The organism is Streptomyces melanogenes (assembly GCF_014649795.1).
Lineage (GTDB): Bacteria > Actinomycetota > Actinomycetes > Streptomycetales > Streptomycetaceae > Streptomyces > Streptomyces noboritoensis.
Window position 1 is genome coordinate 388,949 of sequence record NZ_BMTS01000001.1, and the last position, 18,175, is coordinate 407,123.

An 18,175-nucleotide genomic window follows, 5' to 3' on the forward strand; every position below is an offset into this window, starting at 1 on the left:
TCAGCCGTGTTCGCCGGGGTTCGGTGTCCACCGGTCGGGGCCGGGGTCGCCGCCCCGGGCGCGGACGGTGAGCCGGTCGAGGTAGTGGTGCCAGCCATCGGAGTGGCCCGCGCAGGCTTCGGGAGAGGGCAGACCGGTGTGGAGCAGGCGCAGCAGGGTGTCCTCGCCGTCGGGATCGAGGGTGACCTCGACCGTGGAGGAGCCGGGTGCGACGGGGGTGCCGCCGCTCTCCCAGCCCCAGGTGAACACGATGCGCCGGGGCGGTTCGACGGCGAGGAAGCGGCCGGCGGCGCGGTGCGCGCCGGTCACCGTGGTGCGGTAGGCGCCGCCGGGTTCGAAGGCGAAGGTGCCCTCAGTGCCCATCCAGGACAGCCAGCGGTCGTGGTCGGTGAAGAAGGAGAACACGGCGGCGGGGCTCGCGGCGATGTGCCGCTCGACCGCGACCGTGTTCCTGCTGGCGGCGTCGCCCATGCGTCGGCCCTTCCTCGTGCCCGTCGCGCCGGGCCGGGAGAAGCGATTGCTCCCGTCCGGCGCAGCGTAACCAGGCCCGCGTGCGTCAGCACCTTGAGCGGGGGCGGCCGGGTGCCGCCCCCACCGCCCGCACCGCGCGTGTCAGGCCCGGCTCTGCTCCGCCGGTAACCGGAGGCAGGGCGCGCAGGGTGCCCGCAGGGGGACCCGGGGCCGAGTGGCGGGCCCCCGCCGCGCGCTCGGAATGTGATCTGCAATACCCCTGCCCACAGCCAGACTTGCAGGTGGGGCGGGTCGCACCTACGGTTGGCGAGCCGTGGTGTTCGGGAAGACCGGTGCAAGACCGGAGCGGCCCTCGCCACTGTGATCGGGCCCCATGTCGTCCAGGCCATGAACGGCTTCGGGTAGCCCGTCCCGTAGTGCCACTGGAGGCCGTGAGGCCGCTGGGAAGGCAGGGGCGGCGCGACACCCGGAAGCCAGGAGACCGGCCACGGCATCTCGCGTAATGATCCACGAGGTGCTGGAGCGTGAACGAATGACCCTGCCCACCCCTGCCGCCACATTCCACTGGCGGCGCGAGGACACCGTGCGCACCGCCTGGCTGCTGGCGGTGATCGCCGCCCTGCACGTCGTGGCGTTCGGCATCCTCTTCCTGCTCGTCGTGCCCGAGCACTACGAGGTCGGCTCGAAGACGTTCGGCCTGGGCCTCGGCGTCACCGCCTACACCCTCGGCATGCGGCACGCCTTCGACGCCGACCACATCGCCGCGATCGACAACACCACCCGCAAGCTGATGGCCGACGGCAAACGCCCGGTGTCGGTCGGCTTCTGGTTCGCCCTCGGGCACTCCAGCGTCGTCGTCGCGATGGCGGCCCTGGTCGCCGGGGGCGCACAGCTCGCGGGCACCCTGATGAACGACGACTCGCAGACCCACCAGACCCTCGGCGTCGTCGGAACGACCGTCTCCGGATCGTTCCTCTACCTCATCGCCGCGCTCAACCTCCTCGCCCTCGTCGGCATCCTGCGGGTCTTCCGGGCCATGCGCGCGGGCACGTACGACGAGGCCGAGCTGGAACAGCACCTGGACTCCCGGGGGTTCATGAACCGCCTCCTGGGCCGCTTCACCAAGTCGATCACCCGGCCCGGCCAGATGTACCCGCTGGGCTTCCTCTTCGGGCTCGGCTTCGACACCGCCACCGAGGTCACCCTGATGGTGATGGCCGGCTCGGGCGCGGCCGCCGGGCTGCCCTGGTACGCGGTGCTGTGCCTGCCGCTGCTCTTCGCGGCGGGGATGAGCCTGTTCGACACCATCGACGGTACGTTCATGAACTTCGCCTACCAGTGGGCCTTCTCCAACCCGGTGCGCAAGGTGTTCTACAACCTCACCATCACCGGGCTCTCCATCGCGGTGGCCTTCCTGATCGGCACGATCGAGCTGGTGGGCGTGCTGCACGACAAGCTCGACCTGAGCGACGGCGTCACCGGCTGGGTCGCGGGCCTCGACCTGGACAACGTGGGCTTCATCATCGTCGGCCTGTTCGTCGCGGTGTGGGCCGCGGCCCTGACGTACTGGCGCTTGGCCAAGGTCGAGCAGCGGTGGGCGGGGCGCGTCGCCGCACCACCCACCGAAGGGCCCGTCCAGGCCGTATCCGCACCACCCGCCGAAGTGCCCGTCCAGGCCGTGTCCGAGCCGGTCCCGGACGTCACCTGAAGGCCGCCGCGCTGTCCGCCGCCCAGGCGCTGAACGGACGCGGCGCCCGGCCCAGGACCCGCTCCACGTCCGGGCTCACCCGCCGCTCCTCGGGCGTCGGTTCGCCGAGGATGCCCAGCGTGGCCTCGACCACCGGCTCCGGCATGAAACGCAGCAGCAGCTCCCGCGCCTCGGCCCGGCTCTGCTCGACGAACCGCACCGGCGCCCCCAGCGCGTCACCGATCGCACGGGCCTGCTCGCGCGGTGAGACGGGGGCCGGTCCGGTGAGTTCGTACGTCCGGCCCGCGTGGCTCCCGTCGCGCAGGGCCTCGGCGGCGACCGCGGCGATGTCGGCCGGGTCGACGACGGGCAGGGCGACATCGCCGAAGGGTGCCGTGATCGTCCGCTCGGAGCGGACCGAGGGCGCCCACATATAGGCGTTGGAGGCGAATCCGCTCGGCCGCAGCACCGTCCACTGGAGGCCCGACTCCCGTACGGCGTCCTCGAAGACGCGCAGCCGGGTGTGCGCGGGGGAGTGCGGACGGGTCGCGGTGGCCTGCGAGGACTGCAGGACGACCCGGCGCACCCCGGCGGCCCGCGCCGTGTCCAGGATGGCGTGCGGGTCGAGGCCCTCGCCGTCGCCGGGGACGAGGAGGTACAGCGCGTCGGCCCCGTCGAGGGCGGGCTTGAGGCTCTCGGGCCGGGCCGGATCGGCCTGCTGGAACTCCACGTTGCCCGGCACCTCCCCGGCCGGGACGCGGCGGGATACCGCCGTCACCCACTCGCCCGCCGAGGCGAGGGTCCGGACGAGGTGCCGTCCGACGTTCCCGGTTGCTCCGGTCACCACGATCATGATCTCTCCCTGAAGGTGTGCGGCGCGGCCCTTGATCCGTTTTCTGATCGTCCGCGCTCGATCTGCACCCATCCTGGAAGCCAAACTGGCCATCTCCTGGCCAGTTTCCAAAAGATAATGATCCGTATGAGAGCCGATCGTCTGGTGGCGACCCTGTTGTTCCTGCAGACACGCGGACGCGTGACCGCGCGCGAGGTGGCGGTGGAGCTGGAGGTGTCCGAGCGCACCGCGCGCCGCGACCTGGAGGCACTGGCGGCCGCGGGCATCCCGGTGTACTCCCAGCACGGGCGGGGCGGCGGCTGGTCCCTGGTCGGCGGGGCCCGTACCGACCTCACCGGTCTGACCGCCGCCGAGATCCGTGCGATGTTCCTGGTCGCGGGGCCCTCGGCGGACTCGCCCGAACTGCGCACGGCACTGCGGAAGTTGGTGCGGGCGCTGCCCGCGACGCTTCGGCCCGACGCCGAGGCCGCGTCGAAGGCCGGTGTCACGGACGGCACGGACTGGTCGCGGCTGCCCGTCACGGCGGGCACGCCCCTGCTGGACGCGCTGCAAGGGGCGGTGGTGGACGGACTGCGGATCCGGCTCGGATACGCCCGCCCCGGCAGCCCGGCCGGTACCCGCACGGTCGCCCCCCTGGGCGTCGTCACCAAGGCGGGAGTCCCATACCTCGTGGCCGGTACGGACACGGCGAGAGGCGAAGCGGCGGCCGGTCTGCGCATCTTCCGGCTCGACCGGGTCACCTCGGTCGAGGTGACCGCGGAACCCGTCGTCCGTCCCGAGGGCTTCGATCTGGCGACGGCCTGGCGGGCCCTGGCCGCCCCGATGGAGGAGCGGATGCGCGGCGCGATCGTACGGGGGCGGGCCGAGCCCACGGCCGGACGCGTCCTCGGGATGTTGTTCGGCGGCCGACTGCGCCTGGGCGGCGAACGGGCCGACGGATGGCTGGAGATGGAGATCGACGGCCCGTCCCCGGAGGTCGTGGCCGCGCAACTGGCCGGTCTCGGGGCGCGCGTGGAGGTCCTGGAACCGCCGGAGGCCCGCGAGCGGCTCGCGCGGCTCGGGGCCGAACTCGCCGCGCTCTACGGCGAGGAGTGAGCGACCGGGCGAGGGGCCGGAGCGGACACCCGCTCCGGCCCCTCGCCACTGGTCACCCGGCGGCCAGCACCGCCTTGCGGTGGCTGAACGTCTCGATGGAGTAGCGGCCGTGGTAGTTGCCCATGCCGCTCTCGCCGACGCCGCCGAACGGCAGGTCGGAGACGGTGAGATGGGCCAGCGGCAGACCGAGGCCGAGACCGCCCGAGGAGGTCTCGGCGGCGAGGCGCTCGCGGGTGGTCGTGGACTCGGTGAAGGCGTACAGCGCCAGCGGCTTGTCGCGGTCGTTGATGAAGCCGATGGCCTCGTCCAGGTCCGCCACCGTGACGATGGGCAGGATCGGCCCGAAGATCTCCTCCTGCATCACCGGCGCCTTGGGGTCGACGTCGGCCAGCACGGTCGGCGCGAGGTACTTGGTGGCGCGGTCGCCCCGGCCACCGGTGACGACCCGGCCCGAGTCGAGCAGTGCGCTCAGACGGTCGAAGTGGCGCTCGTTGACGATGCGGCCGTACTCGGCGGAGGCCTGCGGGTCGGCGCCGTACAGGGCCTCCACGGCCCGGGCCAGCGCCGGTTCGAGGGCGCGGGCGGTCTCCGGGTCGGTGAGGACGTAGTCGGGCGCGACACAGGTCTGGCCCGCGTTGAGGAACTTGCCCGCGGCCAGCCGGGCCGCGACCGTGTCGAGGTCGGCGCCCCGGTCGACGAACACCGGGGACTTGCCGCCCAGTTCGAGGGTGACCGGGGTGAGGTGCTGGACGGCGGCAGCCATGACGATACGGCCGACGGTGCCGTTGCCGGTGTAGAAGATGTGGTCGAACCGCTCGGCCAGCAGCGCCGTGGTCTCCGGAATGCCGCCTTCCACCACGGCCACCGCGTCCGCGTCGAGATACTCGGGCAGCAGCCGGGCCAGCACGGCGGAGGTGGCCGGGGCCAGCTCGCTGGGCTTGACCACGACCGCGTTCCCGGCGGCCAGGGCGCCGATCATCGGGGTGAGCAGCAGCTGCGCCGGATAGTTCCAGGGCGCGATGACCAGGACGACGCCCAGCGGGTCGTACTGCGTCCAGGCCGTCGCCCCGCCCAGGTGCTCAGGGACGGGCGCGGGCTCGGGGCGCAGCCACTGCGCGAGGTGGTCCAGGGTGTGGTCGAGCTCCCGGACGGTGAAGCCGATCTCGGTGCGCTGGACCTCGGCCGGGCTCTTGCCGAGGTCCGCGCGGAGCGACTCCACCAGGTCCGCACCGCGCTCGGCGAGCATCTCGCGCAGGCGTCGCAGCTGCGTGGTGCGCCACTCGACGGGCTTGGTGCGGCCGGTGCGGAAGGTGGCGCGCAGCCGGGCCACGGTGTCGGCGGGCTGCTCCTGGATGGGGTTCATGGTGCCTCGCTGCTGGGGGCGGACCCGTCGGTCCGCGCTGTCGTCGGGGTCGAGCCGTGAGCAGCTCGATGCATATGCCAACAGTTGAGGTTGGAAAATAGATTCCCGGTGGCGCGCGAATTTCTCGACGAGATTTCGTGGTTGCGCGCAGTGATGAGTCGCGACGGTATGTGTCGACCGGAGGGCGGGTGTATGGCGGATCCGGTGGCTCAACTTCCGTATGGGGCGGGCTCGTGTGGCACTTCCGTGGATTCACCTCGCATATACGAGAAGTTTCCTACCGACCAGTAGACATCGGGTCAGCGGCTGATCATTCTTGGCCGTGCGCATGCCAATCCCGTGCCGTCCGAGCCGATCGCCACGGCCCGGCGGGTCCCCCACGGCCTCCCACCATCGCGACAGAGGAGCACCAACCCCCCATGCACCGCACTGCTTGGACGACGCGCACGGCCGTCACGGTGGCCGCAGCGGCGACCGTCCTCATCGCCGCGCCGACCGCCTCCCAGGCGGCCCCCGCCGCGGCCCCGCACTCCGTCGTGGCCCAGGCCTCCGCCTCCGGCGGGATCGCCGGGCTGAAGGGCGTCGACTACGGGACCTGGCAGCGCGACGTCCAGTCCGTCGTGGACACCGCCCGCCCGTACCTGAAGGAGCGCATCGCCGCCTCGCCCGCGGGCGAGAAGCCGGCGATCGTCCTGGACATCGACAACACCACGCTGGAGACGGACTTCCACTACTTCTGGACGTTCCCGACCCCTGCCATCCAGTCCATGCGGGACATGGTGCGCGAGGCGAACGCCCAGGGCGTCGCCGTCTTCTTCGTGACGGCCCGCCCCGGCATCATCGAGTCCCTCACCTCGTACAACCTCAAGGCGGTCGGCTACCCCGTCACCGGTCTCTATGTACGGGACCTGCCGGACCTCTTCCACGAGGTCAGCACGTACAAGACGGAGAAGCGGGCCGAGATCGAGGCGCGCGGCTACACGGTCATCGCCAACTTCGGCAACAACACGACCGACCTGGTCGGCGGTCACGCCGAGCGCACCTTCAAGCTCCCGGACTACGACGGCAAGCTGTCCTGACCGGCCGCTGACACGAGGACGGCGCCCCGCGGCCACTGCCGCGGGGCGCCGTTCTGCGTAGATCAGAATCGTCAGCCGAGCACCGGGAAGTTGCTGCGGAAGACGCCGCGCGGGTCGCGGTCGCGCTTGACCTGCTGGAGCCTGGCCAGCGCGTCGGGCTTGAACGCGGCCGCGGCGGTGTCGCCGGGGGAGAGGTAGGTGTAGGGCTTGCGGCCACTGATGTACGGGGCGACCGACTGGACCAGCGCCTCCTGGCGGGCGGCGATCTCGGCGCCCCGCTCCGGCGTGAACGGCAGACCGAACATGGACAGCGTGTAGGGCTCGGTCAGCGGGCCCTGCGGGTTCTCCGTCGGGGTGGCGAACGCGCCGCCCAGGTGGCGGATGTGCACACCGAAGAGCGGGTCGACCGGCTCCGCGAGCAGCGCGGCCGCGACCTTGTCGTCCAGGTCGGTGAGCAGCTCGGCGCGGGTCGCGCTGGGCCCGGGCTCGGTCGGCTCGCCGGTGATCTCGCCCAGCTCGGCCACCGGCAGCATGCCCCGGGTGTCCGTGTTCGCCCCCTCGATCGCGTCGAGCGCGCCAAGCAGCGCCCGGCCCTCGGCCTCCTCGCCGAGGAAGGTGCTGTCGACGGTGACCAGGGAGGGACCGTTCGGGATCTGGAGGAAGTTGATCCACGCGGTCAGCTCGTCCGGGGCGGTGGAGGTGATCTTGCGGAAGGCCTCCAGGACGCGCGGCGCCTGGCTGCCGTGCCAGACCACCCGGCCGCCGAACAGGGCGGGCGCCGGATGCAGGTCGTACTCGATGGCCGTGACCAGGGCGTAGTCGCCGCCACCGCCGCGCAGCGCCCAGAAGAGCTCGGCGTCGGAGTCGGCGGTCACCCGGGTCTGGGTGCCGTCGGCGGTGACCACCTCGAAGGCGGTGACGCTGTCGGCGGCCCAGCCGTACTTGCGCCCGAACCAGCTGAGCCCGCCGCCGAGCGTGTAGCCGACCACGCTGACCAGCGGGGAGCTGCCCGGCAGCCCGGTCAGGCCGAGCGGCCCGGCCACGGCCTGGACCTGGCCGCCCAGGACGCCCGCGCCGACGCGCGCGGTGCGCGCGGCGGCGTCCACGTGCAGCTCGTCGAGCTTGCCGGTGCGGAGCAGGATCACTCCCTCCACGTCACCGCTGGCGCCCCGGCCGCCGGGCTGGGGCGCGACGACGAGACCGGCGGCCGCCGCGTAGCGCACCACGGCCGAGACGTCATCGGCGTCGGCGGCCTCGACGACCGCCGAGACGGGCTGCTGGACCGCGAGGTTCCACGGCTGTCGTGCCTGGTCGAAGTCGTCGTCGCCGGTCAGCAGGACACGGCCGCGCACTTGGGAACGCAGTTCGGCGAGAGCGCTCGTGGTCATGGTTCTTCCCTACTTCCTCGTTCAGCGTGTGCCCCCGGAACCGCACCGGCCGGCTTTCGCGATCACTTCCCTGACGGAATCGAACGGGGAAATGTGACGAGAGGAGAGAGGGAATATGGCGCGCGGAACCGGTGGACGCGGTTCCGCGCGCCCGGCCTAGACCCCCTCGGGCCCGGCCGCGTCGTCCTCCGGGGCGGGCGGCGCGAGGGGCCGCAGCCACAGCCAGACCAGGAAGAACAGCCCCAGGGCCAGCATCCCGAGCCCCGTCCAGAGGTTGATGTTGACCCCCTCGGCCTTCTTCAGGTCGGCGTCCGAGGGGTTGATCCCGGCTATGGTGACGATCACTCCGTACAGGGTGAAGAGGCCGCCGATGATCCGGCGGATGTCGAACAGCCGGGCCGCGGTGGCCGACTTCTTCTCCAGCTCGGAGACTTCGCGTTGCAGTTCAGACATGGTCCGGGCCTCCGATCAGAGCGAGTAGGGCAGGTAGCAGAGCGCGGCGAGGACCACCGCTCCCCAGCCGAGCAGCGCGGGCCTGCGGTACCAGGCGCCGTCGCCCTCGGCGGGCGGCTCCTCAAGGCCGGGCGAGACCGTCCCGTACACCAGACCGGCGAGCTCGGCCTCGGGCTTGGGGGCGGTGAAGAGCGTCACCACGACCATGACGATCGCGCCGGCGGCGAAGCCGACGATCGCCGAGACGAAGTTGGCGCCCTGGTCGGTGGGGATGGAGACGACGCCCTGCTTGTAGATCCAGAAGTAGTTGACCATCGCGGCCGTGGTGCCCGCGAGCAACCCCCAGACACCGGACTTCATGGACGCCCGCTTCCAGAACATCCCGATGACGAAGACCACGAACATCGGCACGTTGAAGAAGGAGAACAGCGTCTGGAGGTACCCCATGATGTTGGAGAAGGACGAGGCGATGAACGCCGTCCCGATGGAGGCGAGCACACCGATCGCCGTGATCACCCGCCCGAAGCGCAGGTAGTACGCGTCCGGCTGCCCCTTCTTCACGTACTTGGACCATATGTCGTACGTGAACACGGTGTTGAACGACGACACATTGGCCGCCATGCCCGCCATGAAGGCGGCGAGCAGCCCGGTGACGGCGATGCCGAGCACACCGTTGGGCAGCAGCTCCTGCATCAGATACGGGATGGCGTCGTTGTACGTGAGGTCGGAGCCGGGGGTACCGATCTTGGGCACCAGGGCGGCGGCGACCAGTCCCGGGATCATCACCAGGAAGACGATGAACATCTTCGGGAAGGCGGCGATCAGCGGGGTGCGCTGGGCGGCGCTGAGGTTCTTGGCGGAGAGGGCGCGCTGGACCTCGGCGAAGTTGGTGGTCCAGTAGCCGAAGGAGAGCACGAAGCCGAGCCCGAGGATGATCGTCAGCCAGTTGGCGCCGAGCGGGTTGCCCTGCCCGATGCCGGTACCGCCCCAGGCGGTGAGGTAGTTGTGGCCGTGCGCCGCCTCCAGGTCGTCGCTGAGCGCGCCCCAGCCGCCGACCCGCTTGAGGCCGAGGACGACCAGCGGGATGAGGGCGGCGAGGATCACGAAGAACTGGAGCACTTCGTTGTAGATCGCCGAGGAGAGCCCGCCGACGGTGATGTACGCGAGCACGAAGAGCCCGGCGACGACGATGGCCACCCACTGCGGCCAGCCGAGCAGCGCCTCCACCACGATCGACAGGGCGTAGAGGTTGACGCCCGCGATCAGGATCGCGGCGAAGGCGAACAGCGCGGAGCTGAGCAGGTGCGCGGACGCGTCGAACCGCTGGAGCAGGAACTCCGGCACCGAGCGGACCTTCGAGCGGTAGTAGAAGGGCATCATCACCAGGCCGAGGAAGACCATGGCCGGGATGGCGCCGATCCAGTACCAGTGGACGACCGCGACGCCGTACTGGGCGCCGGTCGCGGCCATCCCGAGGATCTCCGTCGCGCCCAGGTTGGCGGCGACGAAGGCGAGCCCGGTCACCCAGGCGGGCAGCGACCGCCCGGAGAGGAAGAAGTCGAGGCTGGTCTTCACGCTCGCGCGGGCGGCGAAGCCGATCCCCAGAACGACGACGAAGTAGATCGCCAGAATCGTGTAGTCGAGCCCGTTGGTGGGGAGCCGGAGCCCTTCGGCCAGAGATTGCATACGTACCCGCTTCGTCGCGCGAACTGATCCGAACCGGAACCTACGCCTCGACGAGCAGAAACTGAACAGTTTTGTTGGAAGTTTTTGTTTGATTGTGGTGGAGAGTGGGCGTGGTGCGGGGGCTACCGGTGCCGGAACGGGCCGTCCAGGGCCGCCCACTGGAGCAGCATGACGGTCTTGGCGTCGGCGATCTCCCCGCTGCGGACCAGGTCCAGGGCCTCGGTGAAGGGGAGCTCCAGGACCGCGATGTCCTCGCCCTCCGCCGCGACCCCGCCGCCCTGGGCGGTGGCGGTGGCCGGGCCGTAGGGGGCCGCGAAGAAGTGCAGCCGCTCGGTGACCGAGCCGGGGCTCATATAGACGGTGAAGACCGGCTCGGGCGTGCCGACGGTGTGGCCCGTCTCCTCGGCCGCCTCCCGTCGGATGGCCTCCTCGGGGCCGTCCCCGTCGAGCAGCCCGGCGGCGGTCTCGACGAGCATGCCGTCGGGGTGGCCGTTCACGTACGCGGGCAACCGGAACTGGCGCGTCAGCAGCACGGTGCGGCGGTCGGCGTCGTACAGGAGGATCGTCGCGCCGTCGCCCCGGTCGTACGTCTCGCGCTGCTCGCGGCTCCAATGGCCGTCGCTGTGGCGGTAGTCGAAGGTGGTCTTGCGCAGGACGTACCAGTCGCAGGAGAGCACCTCGACGTCGGTGATCCGCACCTGCGGGTTGCCGGTCAGGTCGCGTCCGTGCCGGTCGAGTCCGGTGCGGCCGCGGCGGTCGGGGGTGTCGATGCCGGCGGTCATCGGGCGAGCACCGTCTCTACGCCCGCGTCCCGCAGCGCCTTCAGGGTCGCCGGGCCGCCGGGGTGGGTGGCGGTGTCCTCGGCCGCCGCGTCGGTGACGAAGGTGTGCACCGCGTCGAGCGGGGCGACCTGGCCGAACGCCTGGACGCCGAGCTTGGTCGCGTCGGCCACCCCGACCGTGCGGGCGGCCTGGGCGAGCCCGGCCTGCTTGACGGCCGCGTCCTCCAGCGAGAACTCCGACCAGCCGTGCTCGGCGTGGACGCCGCCGATGGACATCACGAAGCAGTCGAAGACGAGGGATTCGAGCGTGCGCAGGGCCAGCGGGCCCACCAGTGAGCGCTCTCCGGGCCGTGATCGGCCGCCCACGACGAGCAGTTCGATCCCGGGCCGGTCCGCCAGGCAGGCCGCCGCCTGGAGGCTGAGCACGGCGACCGTGAGCGGGGCCCGGGCGGCCAGGTGCTCCGCGACGTGCACGGTGGTGGTCCCGGCGTCGAGCAGCACGCGCGATCCGGGCTCCATCAGGGCGGCCACGGCCGCACCGAGCCGATCCTTCGTAGCGGCCTGCCACGCCTCCCGCGCGGCGAACCCCGCACCCTCCTCCCGGGGCGGCCCGGCGACGGCCCCACCGTGCACACGCCGGAGCAGCCCCTGACGCTCCAGCGCGTCCAGATCCCGACGCACGGTCATCTCGGAGACCCCCAGACGCTGGGAGAGTTCGGACACGGAGACCTGACCGGCGCCCTGCACGAGGCGGAGGGTCAGATCGAGACGGTTGGCGACACTCATGGCTCCTTTCTAACATGAAAATGTTCGATCGAACATAGAGATGGGAGAACGGGGATTGCCGGGGCCGGGCCGACCGACTGGTGGTGGCGAGTCGCGGGCGCGGGCGGGCTGACCCACCCTGATTGCATGAACGAGCCACGGGAACCCGGCGCCAGTGGGTCCGGTCAATGGGGGCCTCGTCCGCAGCCGCGCAGGCGCAGGCGGTGGCCGTGGGTGCTGCTGGTCGTCGCACTGCTGCTGGCGGGCGGCTGCGCGGCGGTGTTCGCGCTGTTCGCCAATGAGGTGTCGAAGGAGAGCGGGAAGACGGTCACGATCCGGTACGAGGTCACCGGGCGTGCCCGCGATGTGTTGATCACCTACTCGATCTGGCACGGCGGTGATGAGTCCCGGAACCAGGTCAACGGTGTGACGCTGCCCTGGTCCAAGCAGGTGGAGGCCAAGGGCTTCCTGAGAGGTGGCACCCTCACCGTCACGCTCGGCTCCGAGGGCGGCAACGCCACCTGCTCCGTGACGGTCGGGGACGGCACGCCGAAGACCGCCACTGCCTCCGGGGCGTTCGCCAGTGCGTCGTGCAGCGACTTCTGAAGGCGGTGTTCCGCATGTGCCGCCCCCGTGTCATCGTGATGCCGAGGCCAACTGGTCTGGACCATCTCACCTCAGTCGGGAGCGGGCGGATGCGTGGGGCGACGGTGTTACCGGGGGCCGGTGGGAATGGGTGTGGGGTAGTTGAGGGGGTGCCGCCGCTGCATCGGCTTGAGGTGCCGATGCCCAACTCGCTGCCCTTCGCCATGGGCACTTTCGACACCATCGGCGCCATGTCCCGCGCCGACTTCCCGCACCGGCACACCTTCTACGAGATCGTGTACGTCACCGGCGGCACGGGTGTCCATGTGCTCGATCTCGCGCGGTTCGCGCTGCGGCCCCCGCACCTCTGCGTCATCGCGCCCGGGCAGGTCCACCAGTGGGAGTGTGCGGACGGGCCCGAGGGGTGGGTGGTGCTGTTCACCGACGACTTCCTGCTCGACCACCCCGACGACCGCACCCTGCTGCGCGGGCTCGGGCCCCGGCCCTGGCTGGAGCTCGACGAGGAGGCCGACGCCTGGACGTCGTCGCTGGTGGCGGAGATGTACGAGGAGTACCGGACGGGGGCCGAGGGCTTCCACGGGGTGATCCGCGCGTTGCTGCACGTGCTCGTCGTGCGGGCCGCCCGGCTGCCCGCGCGGCCCGTCACCCCGGGCGTCGCCCGGGCGAGCGGCGTCGCGGGGGAGTTCACGGCCCTGGTCGCCCGCGCCGACGACCTGCCGCCGTCCGTACGGGAGTGCGCCGACCGGATCGGGGTGTCGGTGGGGTATCTGACCGAGGCAGTGAAGGAGGCCACCGGCCGTACGCCCGGCGAGCTCATCCGGCAGGCCCGCACCCACGAGGCCAAACGGCTGCTGCTGCACACAGAGTTGAGTGTCCGTCAGGTCGGCAGCCGGGTCGGGTTCGACGATCCCGCCTACTTCTGCCGGTTCTTCCGTCGCGAGACCGGTACCAGCCCCGGTGACTTCCGCCGCGGCGGCGGAGATTTTCACCACGACCACCGCATTGCGTCCATCGCCCGGCCCGAACCGCCCGCCTAGCGTCGTAGCCGTCCCCCCACCTCCCCCGAGGATCTCCCCGAGGAGCAGACATGGATGGCGAGAGCGACGCGACACCCCGTGACGACAGTCGGCCGCGGCCCAGCCGCAAGACCGTGCTGCGGGCCGCGCTCGCGGCCGGCGTGGCCGTGCCCGTGTCCCTGGCCGCGGTGCCCGCGTTGGCACGCGGCTCCGTCGGTACCGGCAGCGCCCCCGAGCTCACCCCGTCGTGCGACGACGGCGACCACCCCACCCCCGCGCAGATCGAGGGCCCGTACTTCAAACCCAACTCCCCCCTGCGCACCTCGCTCCTGGAACCGGGCACCCAGGGCACCCGCCTCACCGTCACCGGATACGTCTTCGGCCGGGCCTGCCTGCCCATCGGAGGCGTGCTGCTCGACTTCTGGCAGGCGGACACCAACGGGGCGTACGACAACACCGGCTTCAAGTTCCGCGGCCACCAATTCACCGACGCGCGCGGGGCGTTCACCCTCACCACCGTCGTGCCCGGCCTCTACCCCGGCCGCACCCGGCACCTCCACGTGAAGGCCCAGGCCCCCGGCCGCCCGGTGCTCACCACCCAGCTGTACTTCCCCGGCGAGCCGCGCAACAACACCGACTCGCTCTTCGACGCCCGGCTGCTCATGACCGTACGGGACGCGGGCGGCGCCAAGGAGGCCGCGTTCGACTTCGTGCTGGACGTGGCCCAGTCCCCGACGCCGACCGCCTCACCCACCACCGCACCCCCCGGCACCACGTGGGCCGTCGGCACCTCGTACCGCTCCGGCGACCGCGTCGACTACGGCGGGCGCCCCTATGTATGCCTCCAGGCCCACACCGCCCAGCCGGGCTGGGAGCCGCCGAACGTGCCCGCGCTGTGGCGGGCCGCGTGACCCCTGTAGTTCCCCTATCAGTGGTCGTTTCGGATTCGGATTGCCGCGTATTCCCCGCCTCTTGGCTTTCCGGGTAATCCCCTCCGATCGTTCGGCGCACGGCGTGCATTCGAGGGAAGGCGGTCGAGAGAGCCGAAACCCGGCGGATTCTTTCGGCCGTACTTCTCTCACACAGCCGTGGAGTTCGGGCGGTCTGCGCGCGCGGGCGCGGATGGCAGACTGCGCTCATGGCTACGAAGACGATCGACGCGGCGGCAGCGGGCACCTGGAAACTCGGTGACCTGACGGTCAACCGCCTGGGATTCGGCGCGATGCGCCTCACCGGCAGTGCGGCATTCGACCCGAGCACGCCCAGCAGCGACCGTGAGCGGTCCATCGGCGTGCTGCGGCGCGCGGTCGAACTCGGCGTCAACCACATCGACACCGCCGCCTTCTACTTCTCCCGGCTCCGGTCCGCCAACGAGCTCATCAATCGGGCGCTGGCGCCCTACTCGGACGATCTGGTCATCGTCACGAAGGTCGGGCCGGGGCGCGACGCCTCGGGCGCGTGGCTCCCCTGGGCCACGCCGGAGCAACTGCGCGGCCAGGTCGAGGAGAACCTGCGCCAGCTCGGCCGCGACCACCTCGACGTGGTCAACCTGCGCCTCAACGGGCCGGGTTCGCTCGCCGAGCACTTCGGCGCGCTGGCCGAGCTGCGCGACGCCGGGCTCATCCGCCACCTGGGCCTCTCCAACATCACCCCCGAGCACCTCGCCGAGGCCCAGGCGATCGCGCCGGTGGTCTGTGTGCAGAACCGGTACGGCCTGGACAGCCGGCGTACGGGCTCCGACGAGGTGCTGCGGCTCTGCGGCGAGCAGGGCATCGCGTTCGTCCCGTTCTTCGCGATCGCCGGGGAGGGGCGCGAGGGCGGTGCCGGGCAGGGCGGCGGCACGGAGAGCGACGCGGTCCTCGCCGTCGCCCGCGCGCACGGGGTGACGTCCGCGCAGGTCCGCCTCGCGTGGACGCTCCAGCAGGGCGAGCACGTGCTGGCCATCCCCGGCACCGGCAACCCGGACCACCTGGTGGAGAACGTGGACGCGGGCGCCCTCCGGCTCACCGACGAGGAGATGGAGCTACTCCTCTCCTGATGTCCGAAATGAACCATGAGGGGGCTATTTCCCTTCTATGTCGCCAATCTCTTCATTGGGAATGATAAAGCGGCTTAGCCTTCGTTTGGGCGCTGTCGGCGGAATTGCTTTTGACGGCACGGGAAGTGAATTGGGTCACGCGGACCCCTGATGGGCCGGGGTCCGTGAAGCGTGCATTCCCGTGCGTGGAAGGGGAGTTGGGGGTACGGGGAGGTGGGGACCCGTATTCCCCGCCCCTGATGGATCTTTCTCGCGGATGCCGTCGTGAATTCAGGTCTTGTTTCGGCTGGACCTATTCAATTACGGTCACGCTCAAATCCGGATGGACCGCCGAATCCTGCCGCTGTCCGGAAACCTCCCACACACGAAATGGCAGGAGCGGGGGACCCAGGTAGGCCGCCGATTCCGGAGACGGAACGGCTCGGGGTGAAGCCGCGTGCGCCGCGGCCGGGCAGCTCTCGCCCGAACCCGACAGCTCACCTCGCAGGCGAAGGAGAGGAATGCGCCATGCCTGCAAAGGGTAAGCACCGCCGCCCCAAGTCCAGCTCCCTGACCCGGGGCATCGCCGCCGCGGGCACGGGCGGCGCCGCGCTCATCATTCCGGTGATCGGCGCGACCAGCGCCGGTGCCGCGCCCTCGGCGGCGCCGCACTCCGGCGCCGTGAAGTCCGCGCCCGCCGTCGCGACGGGCACGGTGGCCGCCAAGCCGATCGTGGCGAAGAAGGCCGCCGCGACGACCTACTCCGTGGTCGCCGGGGACACCCTCTCCAAGATCGCCCAGGACCTGGACGTCAGCGGCGGCTGGAAGCAGCTGTACCAGGACAACCGCCAGGCCATCGGCGGCAACCCGGCCCTGATCCACCCCGGCCTCGAACTGGCGGTGGGCGAGAAGGCGAAGGCCCCGGCGTCCGCCGACCGTACGGCCACCTCGGCCCGGGCCGACCGTTCCGCCCGTACGAGCACGCTGCCCCAGCAGGCGACCGCCGCCGTGGCGAAGACGGCGACGTACGGGAACAACCTCGACGGCTGGATCCGGCAGTCGCTGGACATCATGGCCCAGCACGGCATCCCCGGCTCCTACGACGGCATCTACCGCAACGTGATGCGCGAGTCCTCGGGCAACCCCTTCGCCATCAACAACTGGGACTCCAACGCGGTGGCCGGCACGCCCTCCAAGGGCCTCCTCCAGGTCATCGACCCCACCTTCCAGGCCTTCCACGTGCCCGGCACGTCGACGGACAGCTACGACCCCGTCGCCAACATCGTCGCCGCGTGCAACTACGCGGCCAAGACGTACGGCTCGATCGACAACGTCGACGGCGCGTACTGACGGCGGCCCGCGGCCGACGGCAGCCACCGGTCGACTACTGAGGAGGGGACGACCGGGGTAGCAGACCATCTGGTCCATCACGGACCAGGTGGTCTGTTACGGTGTGCGTGACCAGGCCCAGGGGAGGACCCGTCATGCCACGCCCGACGCGCGCCGAGCTCGACGCCGAGATCGTCGAGGCCGCCGCCGAGCTCTTCACCGCGCAGGGCTACCGCGGCACCTCGGTGCAGGAGATCGCGGACCGCGTCGGCTACTCGAAGACCGGGCTGCTGCACCGGTTCCCCTCCAAGGGGCGGCTGCTCGCGGCGACGCTGATCGGTCCGCTGACCGAGTTCGCCGCGCTGCGCGCCACCTGGGGCGCCCTGCCGCACGGCCCCGAGCGGCACCGGCGGGCCTCGGCCGACCTGGTCGACCTGGCGCTGCGCCACCGCTCCCGGCTCGCCCTGCTCTTCAACTCCGGGCTGCCGGTGCTGCCCGGCGCGCTCGCCGGGGTGGAGGGCCTGGACGACCTGGGCGACCACCGCACGGAGACCCTCGCCGCCTTCGCGGACGCGGACGACCTGGCGGGCACGATCCGGGCGCAGCTGGCCGTGACCGGGCTGGTCAGCACGGTCGCCGCGCGCCAGGACGTACCGGACGACGTTCTGCGTACGCCCCTGCTGCGCGCCTTCCGCGCCGCGTGCGGGATCTCCGCGCACGCCGTACCGAACGGGGGATCCGCATGCTGAAGAAGCGTGCCGTGGCGGGCAGGGTGCTGCGCGGCTGGCGCAAGTACGCGGTCGGCGTGGTCGTCCTGGCCGGGCTGAGCGTGGCGGGCGACCGGGCCGCGGCGGTGTGGACGGAACACCGCACGGCCGACGCGTTCCAGAAGGCCCAGGGGCTCAAGTCCGCGCCGCATGTGGAGGTGCACGGCTTTCCCGTACTGACCCAGCTGGCCGGGGGCACGCTCGACCGCGTCGACATCGAGGCCTCCGACATCCCCGCGGGCCGCGACGGCGGCAGGCTCCCGATCACCACGCTGAACGTCGAGCTCGATCGTCTGCGCCGCTCCTCGGACGCCTCCGAGGCCCACGCCGCCTCCGCCAAGGCCACGGCCTTCGTGTCCTACCGGGACCTGTCCGACGCGCTCGGCGTCGAGATCGGCTACAGCCAGGACAGTACGAAGTCCGAGCCGCGCGTCGCGGCCACCACCAGCCTGCCGCTGCTCGGGAAGGCCACGGCCAGCGCGCGGGTCGACGTGGCGGGTGACCACGCGCTCGCCTTCCGGTCCGTGAAGGTGGGCGACGGCCTGCCGAAGGCGATGCGGGCGATCGTGACCGGCATGCTGGAGCGCGAGCTGAAGCTCGACGGCATCCCGGACGGCCTGGCGCTCAAGTCCCTCACCACCACTCCGGACGGCCTCACCGCGACGCTCTCCGGAAAGGACGTCACCTTCCGCACCGACGCCCGCGCCTGAGCGCCCGCCGGGCAGGTGCAACACCGGGTTTCGCGGACGCCAACGCCCCCGAAGGGGCGCCGGGCGTGATACGCAGAGCCCCACACTGGTCGGGGTCACGGAACTTCGC

18 protein-coding genes and 2 riboswitches are annotated in these 18,175 nt (G+C 71.4%); of the genes, 10 read left to right on the forward strand and 8 right to left on the reverse strand.

The annotated features are described in order from the left end of the window. Complete coding sequence (locus tag IE252_RS01760; RefSeq protein WP_190087412.1) at positions 1-471, reverse strand: SRPBCC family protein; 471 nt, start codon at positions 469-471, stop codon at positions 1-3. Between the two features lie 297 nt (positions 472-768). Then, positions 769-975: riboswitch (cobalamin riboswitch) on the forward strand. On the opposite strand from IE252_RS01760, the gene nicT reads away from it, so the two are divergent. Further along, positions 974-2,179, forward strand: coding sequence for a Nickel transporter NicT (gene nicT, locus IE252_RS01765; protein ID WP_190087413.1), 1,206 nt, complete (start codon positions 974-976; stop codon positions 2,177-2,179). (Overlaps the previous riboswitch by 2 nt.) On the opposite strand, the gene IE252_RS01770 is transcribed toward nicT, so the two are convergent. Beyond that, positions 2,172-3,011, reverse strand: coding sequence for an NAD(P)H-binding protein (locus tag IE252_RS01770; protein WP_190087414.1), 840 nt, complete (start codon positions 3,009-3,011; stop codon positions 2,172-2,174). The two genes, nicT and IE252_RS01770, sit on opposite strands and share 8 nt — an antisense overlap. A 126-nt stretch (positions 3,012-3,137) precedes the next feature. Here IE252_RS01770 and IE252_RS01775 point away from each other — a divergent pair, with 126 nt between their 5' ends. Continuing rightward, a complete protein-coding gene (locus IE252_RS01775) occupies positions 3,138-4,106 on the forward strand; it encodes a helix-turn-helix transcriptional regulator (RefSeq protein ID WP_190087415.1) in 969 nt (322 codons plus the stop codon). 52 nt (positions 4,107-4,158) lie between these two features. Here the strand turns inward: IE252_RS01775 and IE252_RS01780 are convergent, their stop codons facing one another. Then, entirely contained in the window at positions 4,159-5,469 is a 1,311-nt protein-coding gene (locus tag IE252_RS01780; protein WP_190087416.1) for an aldehyde dehydrogenase family protein, read from the reverse strand. A gap of 419 nt (positions 5,470-5,888) precedes the next feature. On the opposite strand from IE252_RS01780, the gene IE252_RS01785 reads away from it, so the two are divergent. Continuing rightward, on the forward strand, positions 5,889-6,548 hold the full coding sequence (locus tag IE252_RS01785) for an HAD family acid phosphatase (protein ID WP_190087417.1): 660 nt from the start codon (positions 5,889-5,891) through the stop codon (positions 6,546-6,548). A 71-nt stretch (positions 6,549-6,619) separates the two neighbouring features. On the opposite strand, the gene IE252_RS01790 is transcribed toward IE252_RS01785, so the two are convergent. From IE252_RS01790 to IE252_RS01810, 5 genes are all read right to left on the reverse strand, one after another. Next, positions 6,620-7,936, reverse strand: coding sequence for an FAD-binding oxidoreductase (locus IE252_RS01790; protein ID WP_190087418.1), 1,317 nt, complete (start codon positions 7,934-7,936; stop codon positions 6,620-6,622). 156 nt (positions 7,937-8,092) lie between these two features. After that, entirely contained in the window at positions 8,093-8,389 is a 297-nt protein-coding gene (locus IE252_RS01795) for a hypothetical protein (protein ID WP_190087419.1), read from the reverse strand. A gap of 15 nt (positions 8,390-8,404) precedes the next feature. Next, the gene (locus tag IE252_RS01800) at positions 8,405-10,075 is read right to left on the reverse strand and encodes a sodium:solute symporter family protein (protein ID WP_190087420.1); all 1,671 of its coding nucleotides are present in this window, start codon (positions 10,073-10,075) and stop codon (positions 8,405-8,407) included. Positions 10,076-10,197: 122 nt separating this feature from the next. Further along, a complete protein-coding gene (locus IE252_RS01805; RefSeq protein WP_190087421.1) occupies positions 10,198-10,857 on the reverse strand; it encodes an NUDIX domain-containing protein in 660 nt (219 codons plus the stop codon). After that, on the reverse strand, positions 10,854-11,642 hold the full coding sequence (locus tag IE252_RS01810; RefSeq protein ID WP_190087422.1) for a DeoR/GlpR family DNA-binding transcription regulator: 789 nt from the start codon (positions 11,640-11,642) through the stop codon (positions 10,854-10,856). The genes IE252_RS01805 and IE252_RS01810 overlap by 4 nt, the downstream gene beginning before the upstream one ends. Before the next feature lie 126 nt (positions 11,643-11,768). Between IE252_RS01810 and IE252_RS01815 the strand changes: the two genes are divergently transcribed. The 7 genes from IE252_RS01815 to IE252_RS01845 all read left to right on the forward strand — a co-directional run bounded on the left by IE252_RS01815 (position 11,769) and on the right by IE252_RS01845 (position 18,066). Then, positions 11,769-12,227: a hypothetical protein gene (locus IE252_RS01815; RefSeq protein ID WP_190087423.1), complete on the forward strand. Its 459-nt coding sequence runs from the start codon at positions 11,769-11,771 to the stop codon at positions 12,225-12,227. Positions 12,228-12,316: 89 nt separating this feature from the next. Further along, positions 12,317-13,264: a helix-turn-helix transcriptional regulator gene (locus IE252_RS01820; RefSeq protein ID WP_190087424.1), complete on the forward strand. Its 948-nt coding sequence runs from the start codon at positions 12,317-12,319 to the stop codon at positions 13,262-13,264. A gap of 50 nt (positions 13,265-13,314) precedes the next feature. After that, on the forward strand, positions 13,315-14,154 hold the full coding sequence (locus tag IE252_RS01825) for a dioxygenase family protein (protein ID WP_190087425.1): 840 nt from the start codon (positions 13,315-13,317) through the stop codon (positions 14,152-14,154). Between the two features lie 227 nt (positions 14,155-14,381). Further along, positions 14,382-15,281, forward strand: a complete 900-nt coding sequence (locus IE252_RS01830) for an oxidoreductase (RefSeq protein WP_190087426.1) — start codon at positions 14,382-14,384, stop codon at positions 15,279-15,281. A gap of 321 nt (positions 15,282-15,602) precedes the next feature. Next, positions 15,603-15,784: riboswitch (cyclic di-AMP (ydaO/yuaA leader) on the forward strand. Between the two features lie 4 nt (positions 15,785-15,788). Further along, positions 15,789-16,610, forward strand: coding sequence for a transglycosylase SLT domain-containing protein (locus IE252_RS01835; protein ID WP_190087427.1), 822 nt, complete (start codon positions 15,789-15,791; stop codon positions 16,608-16,610). Between the two features lie 134 nt (positions 16,611-16,744). Continuing rightward, positions 16,745-17,338 (forward strand): TetR/AcrR family transcriptional regulator, encoded by a 594-nt coding sequence (locus tag IE252_RS01840; RefSeq protein WP_190087428.1) that lies wholly within the window; start codon positions 16,745-16,747, stop codon positions 17,336-17,338. Beyond that, the gene (locus tag IE252_RS01845) at positions 17,332-18,066 is read left to right on the forward strand and encodes an LmeA family phospholipid-binding protein (protein ID WP_190087429.1); all 735 of its coding nucleotides are present in this window, start codon (positions 17,332-17,334) and stop codon (positions 18,064-18,066) included. The genes IE252_RS01840 and IE252_RS01845 overlap by 7 nt, the downstream gene beginning before the upstream one ends. Positions 18,067-18,175: the final 109 nt, after the last annotated feature.

Excerpts from the sequence above, each read along its gene's own strand:
- IE252_RS01760 (WP_190087412.1), bottom strand. The coding sequence starts at position 471 with ATGGGCGACGCCGCCAGCAGGAACACGGTCGCGGTCGAGCGGCACATC.
- nicT (WP_190087413.1), top strand. The coding sequence starts at position 974 with ATGATCCACGAGGTGCTGGAGCGTGAACGAATGACCCTGCCCACCCCT.
- IE252_RS01770 (WP_190087414.1), bottom strand. The coding sequence starts at position 3,011 with ATGATCGTGGTGACCGGAGCAACCGGGAACGTCGGACGGCACCTCGTC.
- IE252_RS01775 (WP_190087415.1), top strand. The coding sequence starts at position 3,138 with ATGAGAGCCGATCGTCTGGTGGCGACCCTGTTGTTCCTGCAGACACGC.
- IE252_RS01780 (WP_190087416.1), bottom strand. The coding sequence starts at position 5,469 with ATGAACCCCATCCAGGAGCAGCCCGCCGACACCGTGGCCCGGCTGCGC.
- IE252_RS01785 (WP_190087417.1), top strand. The coding sequence starts at position 5,889 with ATGCACCGCACTGCTTGGACGACGCGCACGGCCGTCACGGTGGCCGCA.
- IE252_RS01790 (WP_190087418.1), bottom strand. The coding sequence starts at position 7,936 with ATGACCACGAGCGCTCTCGCCGAACTGCGTTCCCAAGTGCGCGGCCGT.
- IE252_RS01795 (WP_190087419.1), bottom strand. The coding sequence starts at position 8,389 with ATGTCTGAACTGCAACGCGAAGTCTCCGAGCTGGAGAAGAAGTCGGCC.
- IE252_RS01800 (WP_190087420.1), bottom strand. The coding sequence starts at position 10,075 with ATGCAATCTCTGGCCGAAGGGCTCCGGCTCCCCACCAACGGGCTCGAC.
- IE252_RS01805 (WP_190087421.1), bottom strand. The coding sequence starts at position 10,857 with ATGACCGCCGGCATCGACACCCCCGACCGCCGCGGCCGCACCGGACTC.
- IE252_RS01810 (WP_190087422.1), bottom strand. The coding sequence starts at position 11,642 with ATGAGTGTCGCCAACCGTCTCGATCTGACCCTCCGCCTCGTGCAGGGC.
- IE252_RS01815 (WP_190087423.1), top strand. The coding sequence starts at position 11,769 with ATGAACGAGCCACGGGAACCCGGCGCCAGTGGGTCCGGTCAATGGGGG.
- IE252_RS01820 (WP_190087424.1), top strand. The coding sequence starts at position 12,317 with ATGCGTGGGGCGACGGTGTTACCGGGGGCCGGTGGGAATGGGTGTGGG.
- IE252_RS01825 (WP_190087425.1), top strand. The coding sequence starts at position 13,315 with ATGGATGGCGAGAGCGACGCGACACCCCGTGACGACAGTCGGCCGCGG.
- IE252_RS01830 (WP_190087426.1), top strand. The coding sequence starts at position 14,382 with ATGGCTACGAAGACGATCGACGCGGCGGCAGCGGGCACCTGGAAACTC.
- IE252_RS01835 (WP_190087427.1), top strand. The coding sequence starts at position 15,789 with ATGCCTGCAAAGGGTAAGCACCGCCGCCCCAAGTCCAGCTCCCTGACC.
- IE252_RS01840 (WP_190087428.1), top strand. The coding sequence starts at position 16,745 with ATGCCACGCCCGACGCGCGCCGAGCTCGACGCCGAGATCGTCGAGGCC.
- IE252_RS01845 (WP_190087429.1), top strand. The coding sequence starts at position 17,332 with ATGCTGAAGAAGCGTGCCGTGGCGGGCAGGGTGCTGCGCGGCTGGCGC.